This window comes from Mycobacterium sp. URHB0044, assembly GCF_000620625.1.
Taxonomy (GTDB): Bacteria; Actinomycetota; Actinomycetes; order Mycobacteriales; family Mycobacteriaceae; genus Mycobacterium.
In genome coordinates, this window is sequence record NZ_JIAW01000030.1 from 1 (window position 1) to 14112 (window position 14112).

Sequence of the window (14112 nt, forward strand, 5' to 3'; positions counted from 1 at the left end):
CGTTCGCGTTCGGCGTCGTCGGGCACCGGTCCGTCCTGATCGAGCAGGAAGACGGTGCGTTTCACCGTGTCGGCGAGCTCCTTCGGTCCGGTGCCGACGGCCGTGCGGACCCAGTCCACTTCGATTTGAGTGCGGGTGGGGGTGTCGACGAAGCTGGGTAGCTTGGCGATGCCTTTGCGGATCTCCTTGACGTGCTCTTCGGTGATCAACCCCAACGCTTGCGCGGCAGCAGTGGCGGGCAGCACGGGTCCCAGCGGCTCACCGGACAACGCCCGCCGCGGGCCGAGCAGGGTCGCTTCGGTGATCCTCCGGCTGGCCTCGGCGCCCGACAGCCGCCAGCGGGTCATCAGCGCCTCCCGCCACGACTTGGCCCCCAACTCCCGCGGAGTGGTTTGGCCTTGCAGTTGGGTCAGCATGCGGTGGCGCTGGGTGGGCAGCTGACACGCCACCGCCTCCAGTTCGTCCATCTCCCGCATCAGGTCACCGTGGGTGAGGGTGTCGATGGCGCAGGCGGCGAGCTCGTCGTAGGCGGCGCGCAGTGCGGCGACCCTCGCCTTAAGCACCTCTGCCTGCATGACTCGAACACTAGTTCGACCCACCGACAAGAAACCGAAATTTGTGAAGGGTGAAACCAAAGTGGTACAAGGGATTTCACCGATCCGCGAGCGTGCGCAGAATGCTGCCATTCCGCGGCGTGGCGCCCGCAAACTCGCACGCTCGCCGAAGGTGGGAAGGCACGCGGAAGGTGGGGAGGCGCGCGGAGGGTGGAGTAGGCCCTTCAGGGAAACAGCGTGACATTTTCGTGGGCTGCGTCGTCAAAGAGGTAGGACGCGAGAGTCGTGTCCACTCCGAACGAACGAGAGAGAACGCGTGTTCATCGCATACCTCGTCGCCACCATCGCGACGATCCTCGCCAACGCCGCAGTGGCGATCGCCGACTTCCTCCACGCCGAGTCCACGCTCAAGACCTCCGCGGAGGTCGGCGTCCCACGGAAGTGGTTGCGCCCGCTGGGCGTGCTCAAAGCAGCCGGCGCGGGTGGCCTCCTGCTAGGCCTGCTCGGCGTCCCGTGGATCGGCGTCGCCGCCGCCATCGGTCTGACGTTGTTCTTCATCGGTGCGGTCGGGTTCCACATCCGTGCGCGGGTGTTTCACAACGTCGCCGCGCCGGCGGGCTTTTTGGCGCTAGCGGTTGCGACCTTGGTCCTGACCGGTGCGCACTGATCAGTCACACCCGCGCGGCACCGGCTCCAACCGATCGTTGAGCTGCTAGCCGCACCGGCGCATTGTCGGTGCCGTAGCCGTCGTAATGGCCGCGCCGTTCGACGAGCTCGAAGAAGACCGAGCCCACCGTGCGGGTGAAGAAGTGCACGAAGTCGCCATCGGCGTTGCGGTCGTAGAGCAGATTGAGCTCGCGCAGTTCGGCGACGGTCTCGTCGTCCACCCCGAATCGGCCCGCAACGTAGTCGTAGTAGTTGTCCGGGACCGGCAGAAAGGCCAACCCCCGTGCGCGCGCCCCACGCGCCAAACCGACGACGTCCGAGCAGGCGAACGCCACGTGCTGCGGCATGACCGAACCGTCGAGAACGTGCGGAGCAACGTTGAGCGGCAGGCGAACTGACCCATCGCCGGTGCGCATGACCTGACTGCGTACCAGTCCGGTTGGACCGGCGACCTCCGTCGGCGCATCGGCGGAGAGGCCGAAGACGCTGGTGAGGAACAGCACGGCCTCTTCCGCGGTCTGCCAGGGCTGCGCGAGGCTGACGTGGTCGACGACGCGTATCGGCGAGTCGACCGTCGGCATGCCGTTCTCGAACTCGCCCACCCACGCCGGCGGTAAACCGTTGGGCGGGGCGGTAACCCAGTAGACCTCCGTGCCGTCCGGTGCGAGCACGCCCGTCAGTTCCTGTTCCTCGGCGTACGTGCGACGGTAGGCGGCCGGAGCCATCAGGCCCGCAGCCCGGCGTGACGTCGCCTCCGCGTCGGGCACCTGCAGCCCGATGGCGGCGATCTGCGGAACCAGATCCCGCGCCTGCTGTTCGTTCAGAACCACGCGCGCATCGCCCGCGACCCACAGTGACACCGGCTTGGTGCGATGACGGCCACTCGGCGTGAAGCCAAGCTGCTCTAGCAGGACTTCGACCTCGCTGGTGTCCTCGGCCTTGACCTCGACGAAGTCAAAGCCGATGGGTGGCTTGGCATCCGCTACTTCCGTCAGGCCGCTCCTGCGGTTTGCCTTCTGCTGCGTTGCGACCTTGTCCTGCAACCACACCAGTGAACGCAGGGCGTGTACCGCGGTGCGGCCGGGATCGGTCTGCCGGAACGTGTCGTTGAACACCTCCAGCGAGAGCGGACCGTCGAATCCCGTCGACAGCACGTGCGAGACGAAGGTGGTCAGGTCGAAGCTTCCCTCTCCGGGGAACAGCCGGTGGTGGCGGCTCCACGACAGCACGTCCATGGTGAGCGCGGGCGCGTCGGCCAGCTGCAGGTAGAAGATCTTGTCGCCGGGGATGTCCCTGATGGCCGCCGGATCGTGACCACGGGACAACACGTGGAAGCTGTCGAGGCAGAGCCCGACGGCCGGATGATCGGCGCGTTCGACGATGCGCCACGAGCGGCGGTAGTCGTCGACGAACCGGCCCCACGCCAAGGCTTCGAACGCCACCTTGACGTCGAACTCCTGGGCGAGGTCGCCTAGTCGGCGAAGTTGCGCGGCGGACACCTCGTCGGAGTCGATGGTCGCGGTCGCGACGTTGCTGCACACCAGAACGGTGCCGATCCCGAGCCGTCGTGCCGTGGCGAACGTGGCGCCTGCCCGGCGCAGGTTCTCGGTGAAGGTCTCCTCGTCGACGCCTTCGATGTCGCGCAGAGGCTGGTAGAGGTCCAGTGACAGGCCGAGCCGCTGCGCAAGTCCGCGAATCTCCTCCGGGCTGTGGTCGCTGGCGATGACGTCGGGTTCGAAGATCTCGACACCGTCGAATCCGGCCGCCGCGCAAGCGTGCAGCTTCTCGGTCAGGGCACCGCTGATGGAGACGGTGGCGATGGACGTCTTCATGGCGACCTCCTGTCGCGATTAATGTACCAAACGGTTACTTATGCGGGAAGAGTTCCGCCTGCGCAGCCCGGTCGCCAGTAAGCTCACCGAGGTGACCACCGAGCAGCGTCCCGAGCTTCAGCGCGACGCCGAGCGGACGCGCGCCGACCTGCTCGCGGTCGCGACCGAGGTGTTCGCCGAATCGGGATACTCCGGGGCGCGCGTCGACGAGATCGCCGAGCGCACCCGTACCACCAAGCGGATGATCTACTACTACTTCGGCGGCAAAGAGCAGCTCTACATGGCGGTGCTCGAGAACGCCTACCGCGGCATCCGCGAGGCGGAGCAGCGACTGCAGGTCGATCACGTCGATCCCGTCGTCGCGATGCGCCGCCTCGCCGAGCTGACCTTCGATCATCACCTCGACCACCAGGCCTTTATCCGGTTGGTGTCGATCGAGAACATCCACCGCGGCGAGTTCATCTCGCGGCTGGACTCGCTGCGGACCCTTGCGCAGCCGGCGACGTCGCTCCTGGACGAGATCCTGGCGCGCGGCCGCGAGCAGGGGGCGTTCCGCATCGATGTGGACGCACTCGACGTCCACATGGTGATCAGCGCCTACTGCGTGTTCCAGGTCGCCAACCGCTACACCTTCGGCTTCCTGTTCGGCGTCGACTTCACCGAGATCTCGCAACGCGCGCACATGCGCCGCATGATCGGCGACGTCGTAGTCGGCTGGCTCACCACCCACTGAGCAGAGAACCGGCTCACACCCAACGCTTGACGAGACGCGCACCACAGTGCTGTACTTTGCGTACGTACTAGTTCGTACATTAAGTAGGACGGTGGAAAGTGGCTGCTAGCCCGTATTTGGTCGGCCTGGTGGGGCAGGGCGTCGGGCCCTCCCTGACGCCGGCGCTGCACATGGCCGAAGGCAGGGCGCACGGCCTCGACTACGTGTACCGCACGATCGACCTCACCACCGTCGGCCTCGAACCCGAGCAGATCGGCGAGGTCCTGCGGTGGGCGCGCGCACTCGGCTTCAATGCGCTCAACGTGACCCACCCGTGCAAGCAGCTGGTGATTCCGTATCTCGACGAGGTCGATGACAGTGCCGCCGCCCTCGGAGCGGTCAACACCGTGGTCTTCGCGGACGACCGAATGGTCGGATACAACACCGATGCGCCCGGCTTCGCGATCGGCTTCGCCGAGGGCCTGCCCGATGCCAAGACGAAGAACGTAGTGCTGCTCGGCGCAGGCGGCGCCGGGGCGGCCGTTGGACACGCGCTGCTCGACCTTGGCACCGAGCACCTGACCATCGTCGACCTCGACGTCGACCGGGCCACCGCGTTGGCGGGTGACCTTGGTCGTCGCCACACCGACGCTCGGGTCGACGCGTCGGCGTTCGACAAGTTGTCGGTGCTGCTGCCCGCCAGCGACGGCGTCGTGCATTGCACCCCAACGGGAATGGTCGAGCACCCGGGTACGCCGTTCGATCCCGCGCTGTTGCACCCCGGCCTCTGGGTCGCCGACATCGTCTACCGCCCACTGGACACCGCGCTATTGATCGCCGCGCGCGAAGCCGGCTGTCGAACCCTGGACGGCGGTCACATGGCCGTGCACCAAGCAACCACCGCATTCGAACTGATTACCGGGATCACCCCGGACGCCGACCGGATGTCGCGGCACTTTCGCAGTCTTGCCGGGTGAATTCGCACCCGTCAGTCCCACTTTGGCAGGAAACTAGGAGGACCCGATGAGCGTCATCAACAGCAATCCGCCCGACGGTGCGGCCGCCGGCGCGCCGGACCGGACGCCGAAGCGCGCGGCGCTGGCGAGCTTCATGGGGAGCGCCGTCGAGTACTACGACTTCTTCCTGTTCGGCTCGGCTGCGGCGTTGATCTTTCCGAAGGTGTTCTTCCCTTCGGATGACGAAGCCGCACTGGTGATGTCGTTCGCGACGTTCGGCGTGGCCTACGTCGCACGGCCGGTGGGCGCACTCATACTCGGACACTTCGGCGACCGGATCGGCCGGCAGAAGATCCTGATGTTCACCCTCGTCCTGATGGGTCTGTCGACGTTCTTGATCGGCTGTCTGCCGACGTTCGAGACCATCGGATGGGCCGCACCCGCGCTGCTGGTGTTGTGCCGACTGCTGCAGGGCCTCTCCGCGGCCGGTGAACAGGCCGGTGCCAGCTCGCTGACCCTGGAACACGCCCCGGACAATCAGCGGTCGTTCTATACGTCGTGGACGTTGACCGGAACGCAAGGCGGTTTGATCCTCGCGTCTCTGGTGATGATTCCGTTCGTGTCGCTGCCCGATGACGCGGAGCTGAGTTGGGGCTGGCGGGTGCCGTTCTGGCTGAGCGCCGTCGTGGTCCTCATCGCCTACTTCATTCGCCGCACCCTGCACGAGCCGCCCGCGTTCGCCGAGGCGAAGGCAACGGGCAATCTCGCCAAGGTGCCGCTGCTGCCACTGCTGCGCGAGCACTGGAGAGACGTGCTGCGGGTTATTCTCTGTGCCTTCATTGCCGCGGTCTCAACAGTTTTCGCCAATCTCGCGATCGCCTATGGCAAGAAGGTCGGTCTCGAAGCCGACATCACGCTGTGGCTGGTCGTGGTCGCCAACGTGGTCGCGATGTTCACCCAGCCGCTGTTCGGGAAGCTCGCCGACCGCATCGGTCGCAAGCCGGTGTTCATCTACGGTGCGCTGGCGTCGGCAGCGCTGATGCCCTTCTACATGCTGTCCATGAGTGGCGGGAACACCCCGATGATCTTCGCGCTGGCGATCGCGACGTTCGCCTTCGGCTACGCCGCCGCCAACGCCGTGTGGCCGTCGTTCTACGGCGAGATGTTCACCACCAAGGTGCGATTCTCCGGCGTCGCACTCGGCACTCAACTCGGGTTCCTGGTTGCCGGCTTCGCCCCGTCGATCGTCACCGCACTCGGCGGCGTGAGGGAGGGCGGCTGGGTGGTCATCAGCGTGTTCACCGGGGTCGTGGTGCTCATTGCGGTGGCGGCGGCGCTGACCGCGAGGGAGACCAAGGACGTCCCGACCCCGATGTTGGGGCACAGGGACCCGGAATCCGCCAAGCACCTCGTGCACAGTTAGTGCACTGAGACGCTGAAAAGCCATGGTGCCCTGTAGATCACAGCAACCGGCCGACGCCGCGCGCTGCGACCTGCAGGGCACCGAGCAGTCGTTGCCGGTCGCGCTTCAAGCTGGGCACCACCACGGCGATCGCGGCCACCACGGTCTCATCGGACTGCCTGACGACCGGTACCGCCAGCGAGCACGCGCCCAGCGACATCTCTTCCGTGGTCGTCGCCACGCCCTCGCGGCGGATGCGCTCCAATTGCGCCGCCAACAGCGGCGCCTGGACGATCGTGTACGGGGTGATACGGGTCAGGTTGGCCAGCACCCGATCCTGGACGTCCCGTGGCGCGTGGGCCAGCAACACCTTGCCAACGCCGGTGCAGTGCATCGGCAGGCGACTGCCGACCCTGCTGACGATCGGCACCGACGTCCGCCCCATCATCCGCTCCAGGTAAAGCACCTCGTCACCATCGCGGACCGCAAGGTGCACCGTGGCGAGGGTGGCGGCGTACACGTCGTGCAGAAACGGTTCGGCCACCTGTCGCAGCCGTCCTTCGACCGGTGCCAGCAGGCCGGCGCTCCACACCAGCCTGCCGACGAAGTACCTGCCGTCGTCCCGACGCTGCAGTGCGCCGCCGGCCACCAACTCGGCCGCCAGGCGGTGCGCCGTGGCGACCGGAAGGCCTGCGCGGTCGGCCAATTCGGAAAGGGTCAGCCCGCGGTGGGTTTCGTCGAACGCCCCGAGCATCGCCAGCAACCGCGACGCCACCGTCGCGCCGGGGGTCGACGTGTTACCGGCCAATCGCCCGACCTTTCCACTCAGCGGAAGATCAAGGTTAACTCAGCCGCCCAGGAGCGCCTACCGTGCATACCATGACAGCGACGATCGACGGCCGACCCGACAGCGCATCGGCCAGTCAATCTGCCGTCAGTGCCGAGATCGGTGCGATCGAGGCCGAGTATCAGCGGGCGGGCATCGAGGAGACGCAGCCGCGGCTGGACTACCCGCCGTATCGCAGTAGCCTGTTGCGACATCCGACCAAGGATCTGCATCACGCCGACCCCGAGGGAGTCGAACTGTGGACGCCGTGTTTCTCCGAGCGCGACGTGCACCCCATCGAATCCGACCTCACCGTCCAGCATTCCGGCGAACCAATCGGCGAACGAATGGTGGTGACCGGCAAGGTGATCGACGGCGACGGGCGGCCCGTCCGCCGTCAGCTCGTCGAGATCTGGCAGGCGAACGCCGGTGGCCGGTACATTCACAAGCGCGACCAGCATCCCGCCGCGATCGATCCGAACTTCACCGGAGTGGGCCGCTGCCTCACCGACGACGAGGGAAACTACCGCTTCACCACGATCAAGCCAGGACCCTACCCCTGGAAGAACCATCGCAACGCCTGGCGGCCCGCGCACATCCACTTCTCGCTGTTTGGAACGGAATTCACGCAGCGGATGGTCACGCAGATGTACTTCCCGGGCGACCCGCTGTTCGGCCTCGACCCGATCTACCAGTCGATCACCGACCAGAAGGCGCGCGACCGCTTGGTGGCCACCTACGACCACGACGTCACCACCCACGAGTGGGCCACCGGATACCGTTGGGACATCGTGCTGACGGGTGGGTCACGCACCCCGACCGAAGCCCCAGACCATGGAGCCGAATCATGAGCGCCCTGCTCGCCGCAACCCCTGGGCAGACGGTCGGGCCGTTCTTCGGCTACGCCCTGCCGTTCGACCGGTGCAACGAACTCGTCCCGCCGGGTTCGCCCGGTGCGATCCAGCTGCACGGCGTCGTCGCCGATGGTGACGGCCGACCCGTCCCCGACGCGCTGCTGGAGATCTGGCAGGCCGACGCCGACGGCAGCATCCCGCAGGCGGCCGGCTCGCTGCACCGGGACGGCTGGACCTTCACCGGATGGGGCCGCGCCAGCACCGACGACTCCGGGCGCTACTCCTTCTCCACCGTCCTGCCGGGCGCCGTTACACCGGGGGCGGCGCCGTTCTTCATGGTCACCGTCTTCGCGCGCGGCCTGCTCAACCGGCTGTTCACCCGCGTCTATCCACCGGGCGAGCACCTGGCGAATGACTCGCTGCTGCGCTCGCTACCCGCCGAGCGCCGCAACACGCTGATCGCCATCGCCGAAGGGAACAGCCTGCGCTTCGACGTCCAATTGCAAGGCAGCCCAGACAAAGCCGAGACGGTCTTCTTGCGGTATCCGGGGCATCGACGATGACCGACCTGCTGTGGCCCGGCGACCATCTCGCCGGCGACCTGATGAGTGACGCCGCGTTCCTCGGCGCGATGGTCGCCGTCGAGCAGGCGTGGTTGGACGGGACCGTCGACGCCGGGATCGCGCCGCCGGATGCGCGGGCGAACCTGACTGAGTACCTGTCCGATGGTGACGCAGAGGCCATCGCCCGTGAGGCCGACGCCGACGGCAACCCGGTCACCGGGTTGGTGGCGACGTTGCGCGAGCGGACACCGGCGCCGACGGCTACCTGGTTGCACCGGGGGCTGACGAGTCAGGACGTCATCGACAGCGCGCTGATGCTGTGCGCACGCGACGTCCTCACCCGCATCGGGGACGAGTTCGCCACTCAGGTGCATGCGCTCGCAGATCTCGCCGAAAGACACCGGAGCACACCGGCACTCGCGCGCACACTGACCCAGGCGGCGCTGCCGAGCACGCTCGGTGTCAAGTTCTCGCGCTGGCTGACCGGTGTCCTGGACGCCGCCGATCCGCTGGTCGGCCTGCGTTCGTCGCTGCCCGTGCAGGCCGGCGGCGCGGTCGGCACGCTGGCCGCCAGCACGGAACTCGCGGGGTCGGTCGACGGCGCGATCGCGCTGAGCGACGCGCTCGCCGCGACGTTGGGGTTGGCGCCGGCGCCGCCATGGCACACGACCCGTTCGGCGGTGACCCGGCTCGGGGATGCGTTCGTGTCCTGTTGCGACGCTTGGGGACACATCGCGGCCGACGTCGCGACGAGCAGCCGCCCCGAGATCGGTGAATTCACCGAGGGTAGTGGCGGCGGCTCGTCGACCATGCCGCACAAGAACAATCCGATCCGCTCGGTGTTGATTCGCCGCACCGCATTGGCCGCCGCACCCTTGGGTGCCACGCTGCATACCGCCGCGGCGGCGAGCGTCGACGAACGCTCCGACGGTGCATGGCATGCCGAGTGGGCCACGCTGCGCACGTTGGCCCGCCGCACCGTCGTCGCCGCCGCGCACACTAGCGAACTCCTCACTGGCCTGCACGTGGACGCGGCCCGCGCGGCAGCCAACCTCTCGGCCGCCGAAGGCCTGCTCTCCGAACAGAAGTCGATGACCGAGTTGACCGGCCGCGCGGCGCTACCCGACTACACCGGTGCCGCCGATCGGCTGGTCGACGCCACCCTCGGCCGCGCGCGCCGCTTCATCAAGGACACGCCATGACCGTTCCCCACCTCAGCAGAGTCGACTTCGGTGGCCCCGAGGACGCCCCGCTGCTCCTGCTCGGCCCATCGCTGGGCACCTCAGCGGCGACGTTGTGGAGCGCTGCGGCCGAGCGACTGACCGGGCAGATTCGCGTCGTCGCCTGGGATCTGCCCGGCCATGGCGGCGGCGCCCCCGCCGAACCGTTCACGATGAACGAACTCGCCGCAGGCGTGCTGCGCCTCGCCGACGCGCTCGGCGCCGAGACATTCCACTACGCAGGCGATTCCGTTGGCGGCTGCGTCGGCCTGCAGCTGCTGCTCGACGCACCGCAGCGGGTGACGTCTGCGACCGTGCTGTGCACCGGTGCGGTGATCAGCACGCCCGACGGCTGGCGCGAGCGCGCCGCCACCGTACGCGCCGAGGGCACCCGGGTGTTGCTCGCCCTAATGGTCCAGCGCTGGTTCGCGCCGGGCTTCCCCGACCGACGACCCGGTGTCTGTGCGGCGCTATTCGACGCGCTGCGCCACGCCGATGCGGAGTCCTACGCGCAGACCTGCGAAGCGCTCGCGGGCTTCGACGTCACCGACCGGCTGGACGAGATCGTCGCACCCGTACTGGCGATCGCCGGCAGCGAGGACGTACCTACGCCACCGGAATCCCTGCGCCGCATCGCATCCGGCGTCAAGGACGGCCATCTCGTCGTGCTCGACGGTGTCGGACATCTCGCACCGGCCGAAGCGCCAGGCCGCGTCGCCGAGCTGATCGCACAGCACGTCGGCGTCGTACCCGTGGCCACCGACGACGTCTACGCCGCAGGGATGACGGTCAGGCGCGAGGTGCTCGGCGACGCACACGTGGACCGCGCGGTCGCCGCAACGACCGACTTCACCGCCGACTTCCAGCGGATGATCACCCAGTACGCCTGGGGCGGCATCTGGACTCGGCCCGGCCTGGACCGTCGCAGCCGCTCGATGATCACGCTCACCGCGCTGGTGGCGCGGGGGCATCACGAGGAATTCGCCATGCACGTGCGCGCGGCCCGCCGGAACGGTCTGACGAACGACGAGATCAAGGAACTGTTGATGCAGACCGCCATCTACTGTGGCGTGCCCGACGCCAACACCGCGTTCCGCATCGCCGCCGAAGTATTGCGTGACATCGACGGTGAGGGGTAGGCATGAGTCGCACGGTGATATGCACTCAGACGCAGGAGGCCGTCACCGGAATCACCGACGGCGCAACGATTCTGGTCGGCGGATTTGGTATGGCGGGTATGCCGACGACGCTCATCGACGCGTTGATCGACCAGGGTGCCCGCGATCTCACGATCGTCAGCAACAACGCAGGCAATGGCGACACCGGCCTGGCCGCTCTGCTGGCCGCCGGCCGGGTGTCGAAGGTGATCTGTTCGTTCCCAAGGCAGGCCGATTCGTACGTGTTCGACCGGCTGTACCGCGCGGGTGAGGTCGCGCTCGAGGTGGTGCCACAGGGCAACCTCGCCGAACGGATCAGGGCGGCCGGCGCCGGTATCGGTGCGTTCTTCTGCCCGACCGGGGTCGGAACTCCCTTGGCAGAAGGCAAGGAGACACGGACCATCGACGGCCGTGACTACGTGCTGGAGTATCCGATCCGCGGCGACGTCGCGCTGATCGGCGCCCACGTCGGCGACCGGGCGGGAAACCTGCTGTACCGCAAGACCGCCCGCAACTTCGGCCCGGTGATGGCGAGCGCCGCCGCACTGACCATCGCCGAAGTCTCCCGCGTCGTCGAGCCAGGCACCATCGATCCCGAAACCGTCGTGACGCCGGGCATCTTCGTCGACCGCATCCTCGACCTGTCGTCGATCCCCAACACCCGAACCGAGGCCGCGTCATGACCGAGACGATCCACGGACACACGGGCGTCGAGCACCTCGACCGAGGCCAGTTGGACCGCCGCGAACTCGCGGCGCTGATCGCCCGCGACATCCCGCCGGGTTCCTATGTCAACCTCGGCATCGGGCAACCCACGACGGTCGCCGACTACCTCGATCCCGAGGCCGGCGTGGTACTGCACACCGAGAACGGCATGCTCGGCATGGGTGGCGAGGCGTTTGGGGACGACATCGACCCCGACCTCACCAATGCGGGCAAGATCCCGGTCACCGAAACCCCTGGGGCATCGTACTTTCACCACGCCGACTCGTTCGCGATGATGCGTGGCGGTCACCTCGACGTCTGCGTGCTCGGAGCGTTCCAAGTCAGTCAGCGCGGCGATCTGGCGAACTGGCACACCGGTGCGCCGGACGCCATACCGGCGGTCGGCGGGGCGATGGACTTGGCGATCGGCGCGAAGCGGGTCTTCGTGATGATGAACCTGTTCGCCAAGGACGGCACCGCCAAACTGGTTCGGGAGTGCGACTACCCGCTGACGGGACTGCGCTGCGTCAGCCGGGTGTACACCGACCACGCCATCTTCGACGTCGACTCGACCGGTGGCGGGCGAGTGCGCGTGCGGGAGACGTTCGGGATCAGCGTCGCCGCACTGGCGGAGCGGATGGACGTCGAGCTTTCACGGTAGGCGCGCACGTATGGTCACAACTCGAGATGAAGACGCAGGGCCTGATCGAGCTCTGAGAGTTGGGCGGCAGAGAGTCGGCCGATTCGACCTCGCAGCCGCTCCAGTGCAACAGATCTGATCTGTTCGGCTTGTGCTTTGGAATCGACGGTGAGACCCGTCGTGGCGGCCGGCAAGAACACCTGGAACGGATAGATCTTGGTGACTTTGCTCGTCAGCGGCACGACTGTGATGACGCCGCGGCGGAGCCGAGTTGCGGCCGCGTTGGCTCGATCGTTGCTAACGACTACCGCGGGACGCTGCTTGTTGGCTGCGCTGCCCTGCGCTGGGTTGAAGTCGACTTGCCATATGTCACCGCGCAGCATCGCCGAGTCCGTCGCTGGCGGCTTTGTCCCAGGTTTCTTCGTCGCCGGCAGAGGCAAATTCTGACCACGCCTCGTCGTAGTCGTTTTCCAGGGCGGGAAAGCGCAGCATACGGATCGCGCGCTGGACACCTGCGGAGCGCGACGGCAAGCCAACTCGCTCGACGTAGTGGTCCAGCACCTCGACATCCTCGTCGGAAAGGCTCACGCTAAGTTTCACACTTAGATGCTACCCCGGTAGTACCCAGGTAGTATCACCTACCGCGTGCTCGGGTGGCATGCATCCTGGCGCTCTTCGCCGACGGTCACGGGTCCACTCGGCGAGTGCCAGCTGCGGTCACCTCGGCGATCCCCAAAGCGGCCGAAGTGGGGTCCAGGTACTCGCCGCCGGATAGGCGTGGGACCAGCTTCTCGTCGAGGTCGTAGCGAAGAGGTACCCCGGTAGGGATGTGCAACGAGCGCACCTGATCTTCTGACAAGTCGTCGAGGTACATGCACAGGGCACGCAGCGAGTTGCCATGTGCGACAACCAGTGTGATGCGGTCAGCGGTCAAATCCGGGACGATCGATTCGTGCCAGTACGGGAGGAGCCTGCGGCGCACGTCCGCCAGTGACTCGGTCACGGGCACTTCACAGTCGGCGATGGCGGCGTATCGAGCGTCGTGCTGGGAATTGGCGGGGTGGTCGTCGGCGATGGCCGGCGGGGCCGCATCGTACGAGCGGCGCCACCGCTCGAAGGACTCATCACCGAACTCCGCTCGCACCGAACCGCGGCTCCTACCCTGAAAAGCGCCGTAGTGGCGCTCATTCAGTCGCCAGCTGCGCGCGACCTCCCGAACCGGTGCTGCGGTCTCGGCGAGAACCGCATCGGCGGTGTCGACGGCACGCGCGAGGAGCGAGGTGTGCACGGCCGCGGGGTCGAGCGCGGCGGCGTGGATAAGCCGGCCTGCGTTCCTGGCCTGCTCGCGGCCTCGGGGGGTCAGTGGGTAATCCAGCCAGCCGCCGAACACGTCGTCGGCATTAGCCGTACTTTCGCCGTGGCGCAACATCAACAACACGCTCATGCGAGCACCTCGCCTCGCTCCAGCGCGGCTATCTGGTCCACTCTGAGTTGGTGGCGGCCGCCCTTGAACGTGGTGTCCAGCCACACGGTAAGGATGCGCGTTGCCAGGTCCGGTGCGACGACCTTGGCACCCATCACCAGGACGTTGGCGTCGTTGTGTGCGCGTGCGATCTCCGCGGTGAATACGCAGTGGCACAGTGCGGCTCGTACGCCGCGTACCTTGTTGGCGGCCATCTGCTCGCCGCATCCGCTGCCGCCGAGGATGACCCCGAAATCGGCGTGGTCACCGACGACCGTGGCTCCGATGTCGGCGCACAGTCGCGGATAGTCCACTGTCCCGCTGTCGGGGTGGGCGCCGCGATCAGACACCTCATGGCCGCGTTCGGCCAGCCAGTCTGACAGGTGAGCCTTGAGCGCCGTGGCGTTGTGGTCGGCGGCGATGGCGATGCGCATCTGCCCCTCCTCGAGCGGTCGTCCCGGATGGCCAGTGCGAACCTAGCATGGTAATAAACAGACCATAAGACCAATTGCACGACGTGCGCTGGTCGATCCGCTTTGGCCGACTAGGGCTTGAGCCGAGGG

Annotated in this window: 17 protein-coding genes; 10 read left to right on the forward strand and 7 right to left on the reverse strand. The window is 67.2% G+C overall.

Going from position 1 to position 14112, the window contains the following annotated elements; all coding sequences use genetic code 11:
• Positions 1–575: DUF222 domain-containing protein (locus N536_RS0134215; protein ID WP_036438625.1), on the reverse strand; the 575-nt coding region annotated here is incomplete at its 3' end.
• A gap of 295 nt (positions 576–870) precedes the next feature.
• On the opposite strand from N536_RS0134215, the gene N536_RS0134220 reads away from it, so the two are divergent.
• A complete protein-coding gene (locus tag N536_RS0134220) occupies positions 871–1221 on the forward strand; it encodes a DoxX family protein (RefSeq protein ID WP_029117734.1) in 351 nt (116 codons plus the stop codon).
• Between the two features lie 4 nt (positions 1222–1225).
• Here N536_RS0134220 and N536_RS0134225 read toward each other — a convergent pair whose 3' ends face one another.
• Positions 1226–3052, reverse strand: a complete 1827-nt coding sequence (locus tag N536_RS0134225) for a bifunctional sugar phosphate isomerase/epimerase/4-hydroxyphenylpyruvate dioxygenase family protein (RefSeq protein WP_029117735.1) — start codon at positions 3050–3052, stop codon at positions 1226–1228.
• 91 nt (positions 3053–3143) lie between these two features.
• Here N536_RS0134225 and N536_RS0134230 point away from each other — a divergent pair, with 91 nt between their 5' ends.
• From N536_RS0134230 to N536_RS40300, 3 genes are all read left to right on the forward strand, one after another.
• Complete coding sequence (locus tag N536_RS0134230) at positions 3144–3785, forward strand: TetR/AcrR family transcriptional regulator (RefSeq protein ID WP_029117736.1); 642 nt, start codon at positions 3144–3146, stop codon at positions 3783–3785.
• Positions 3786–3883: 98 nt separating this feature from the next.
• Complete coding sequence (locus N536_RS0134235; RefSeq protein WP_029117737.1) at positions 3884–4741, forward strand: shikimate dehydrogenase; 858 nt, start codon at positions 3884–3886, stop codon at positions 4739–4741.
• 46 nt (positions 4742–4787) lie between these two features.
• Complete coding sequence (locus tag N536_RS40300) at positions 4788–6143, forward strand: MFS transporter (RefSeq protein WP_051574974.1); 1356 nt, start codon at positions 4788–4790, stop codon at positions 6141–6143.
• Between the two features lie 37 nt (positions 6144–6180).
• Here the strand turns inward: N536_RS40300 and N536_RS0134245 are convergent, their stop codons facing one another.
• Positions 6181–6930 (reverse strand): IclR family transcriptional regulator, encoded by a 750-nt coding sequence (locus tag N536_RS0134245; RefSeq protein WP_029117738.1) that lies wholly within the window; start codon positions 6928–6930, stop codon positions 6181–6183.
• A 71-nt stretch (positions 6931–7001) separates the two neighbouring features.
• On the opposite strand from N536_RS0134245, the gene pcaH reads away from it, so the two are divergent.
• Genes pcaH through N536_RS0134275 form a run of 6 tightly spaced genes read left to right on the forward strand, consistent with a single transcriptional unit; the run spans position 7002 to position 12108 of the window.
• Positions 7002–7799 carry a protocatechuate 3,4-dioxygenase subunit beta gene (gene pcaH, locus N536_RS0134250; RefSeq protein WP_029117739.1) on the forward strand — a complete coding sequence of 266 codons (798 nt, stop codon included), beginning with the start codon at positions 7002–7004 and terminating at the stop codon, positions 7797–7799.
• A complete protein-coding gene (pcaG, locus tag N536_RS0134255) occupies positions 7796–8365 on the forward strand; it encodes a protocatechuate 3,4-dioxygenase subunit alpha (RefSeq protein WP_029117740.1) in 570 nt (189 codons plus the stop codon). The genes pcaH and pcaG overlap by 4 nt, the downstream gene beginning before the upstream one ends.
• The gene (locus N536_RS0134260) at positions 8362–9567 is read left to right on the forward strand and encodes a lyase family protein (RefSeq protein ID WP_029117741.1); all 1206 of its coding nucleotides are present in this window, start codon (positions 8362–8364) and stop codon (positions 9565–9567) included. Before pcaG ends, N536_RS0134260 begins: the two co-directional genes overlap by 4 nt.
• Positions 9564–10724: a 4-carboxymuconolactone decarboxylase gene (gene pcaC / locus N536_RS0134265; RefSeq protein ID WP_029117742.1), complete on the forward strand. Its 1161-nt coding sequence runs from the start codon at positions 9564–9566 to the stop codon at positions 10722–10724. Before N536_RS0134260 ends, pcaC begins: the two co-directional genes overlap by 4 nt.
• Positions 10725–10726: 2 nt before the next feature.
• Complete coding sequence (locus N536_RS0134270; RefSeq protein ID WP_029117743.1) at positions 10727–11425, forward strand: 3-oxoacid CoA-transferase subunit A; 699 nt, start codon at positions 10727–10729, stop codon at positions 11423–11425.
• Entirely contained in the window at positions 11422–12108 is a 687-nt protein-coding gene (locus N536_RS0134275; RefSeq protein WP_029117744.1) for a 3-oxoacid CoA-transferase subunit B, read from the forward strand. The genes N536_RS0134270 and N536_RS0134275 overlap by 4 nt, the downstream gene beginning before the upstream one ends.
• Positions 12109–12122: 14 nt before the next feature.
• On the opposite strand, the gene N536_RS0134280 is transcribed toward N536_RS0134275, so the two are convergent.
• The 4 genes from N536_RS0134280 to N536_RS0134295 form a co-directional block, all read right to left on the reverse strand.
• Positions 12123–12470: a type II toxin-antitoxin system PemK/MazF family toxin gene (locus N536_RS0134280; protein WP_029117745.1), complete on the reverse strand. Its 348-nt coding sequence runs from the start codon at positions 12468–12470 to the stop codon at positions 12123–12125.
• Positions 12457–12687 carry a ribbon-helix-helix domain-containing protein gene (locus N536_RS0134285; protein WP_029117746.1) on the reverse strand — a complete coding sequence of 77 codons (231 nt, stop codon included), beginning with the start codon at positions 12685–12687 and terminating at the stop codon, positions 12457–12459. Before N536_RS0134285 ends, N536_RS0134280 begins: the two co-directional genes overlap by 14 nt.
• Positions 12688–12772: 85 nt before the next feature.
• Complete coding sequence (locus N536_RS0134290) at positions 12773–13531, reverse strand: 2,3-diphosphoglycerate-dependent phosphoglycerate mutase (protein ID WP_029117747.1); 759 nt, start codon at positions 13529–13531, stop codon at positions 12773–12775.
• A complete protein-coding gene (locus N536_RS0134295; protein WP_029117748.1) occupies positions 13528–13983 on the reverse strand; it encodes an RpiB/LacA/LacB family sugar-phosphate isomerase in 456 nt (151 codons plus the stop codon). Before N536_RS0134295 ends, N536_RS0134290 begins: the two co-directional genes overlap by 4 nt.
• Between the last annotated feature and the right edge of the window lie 129 nt (positions 13984–14112).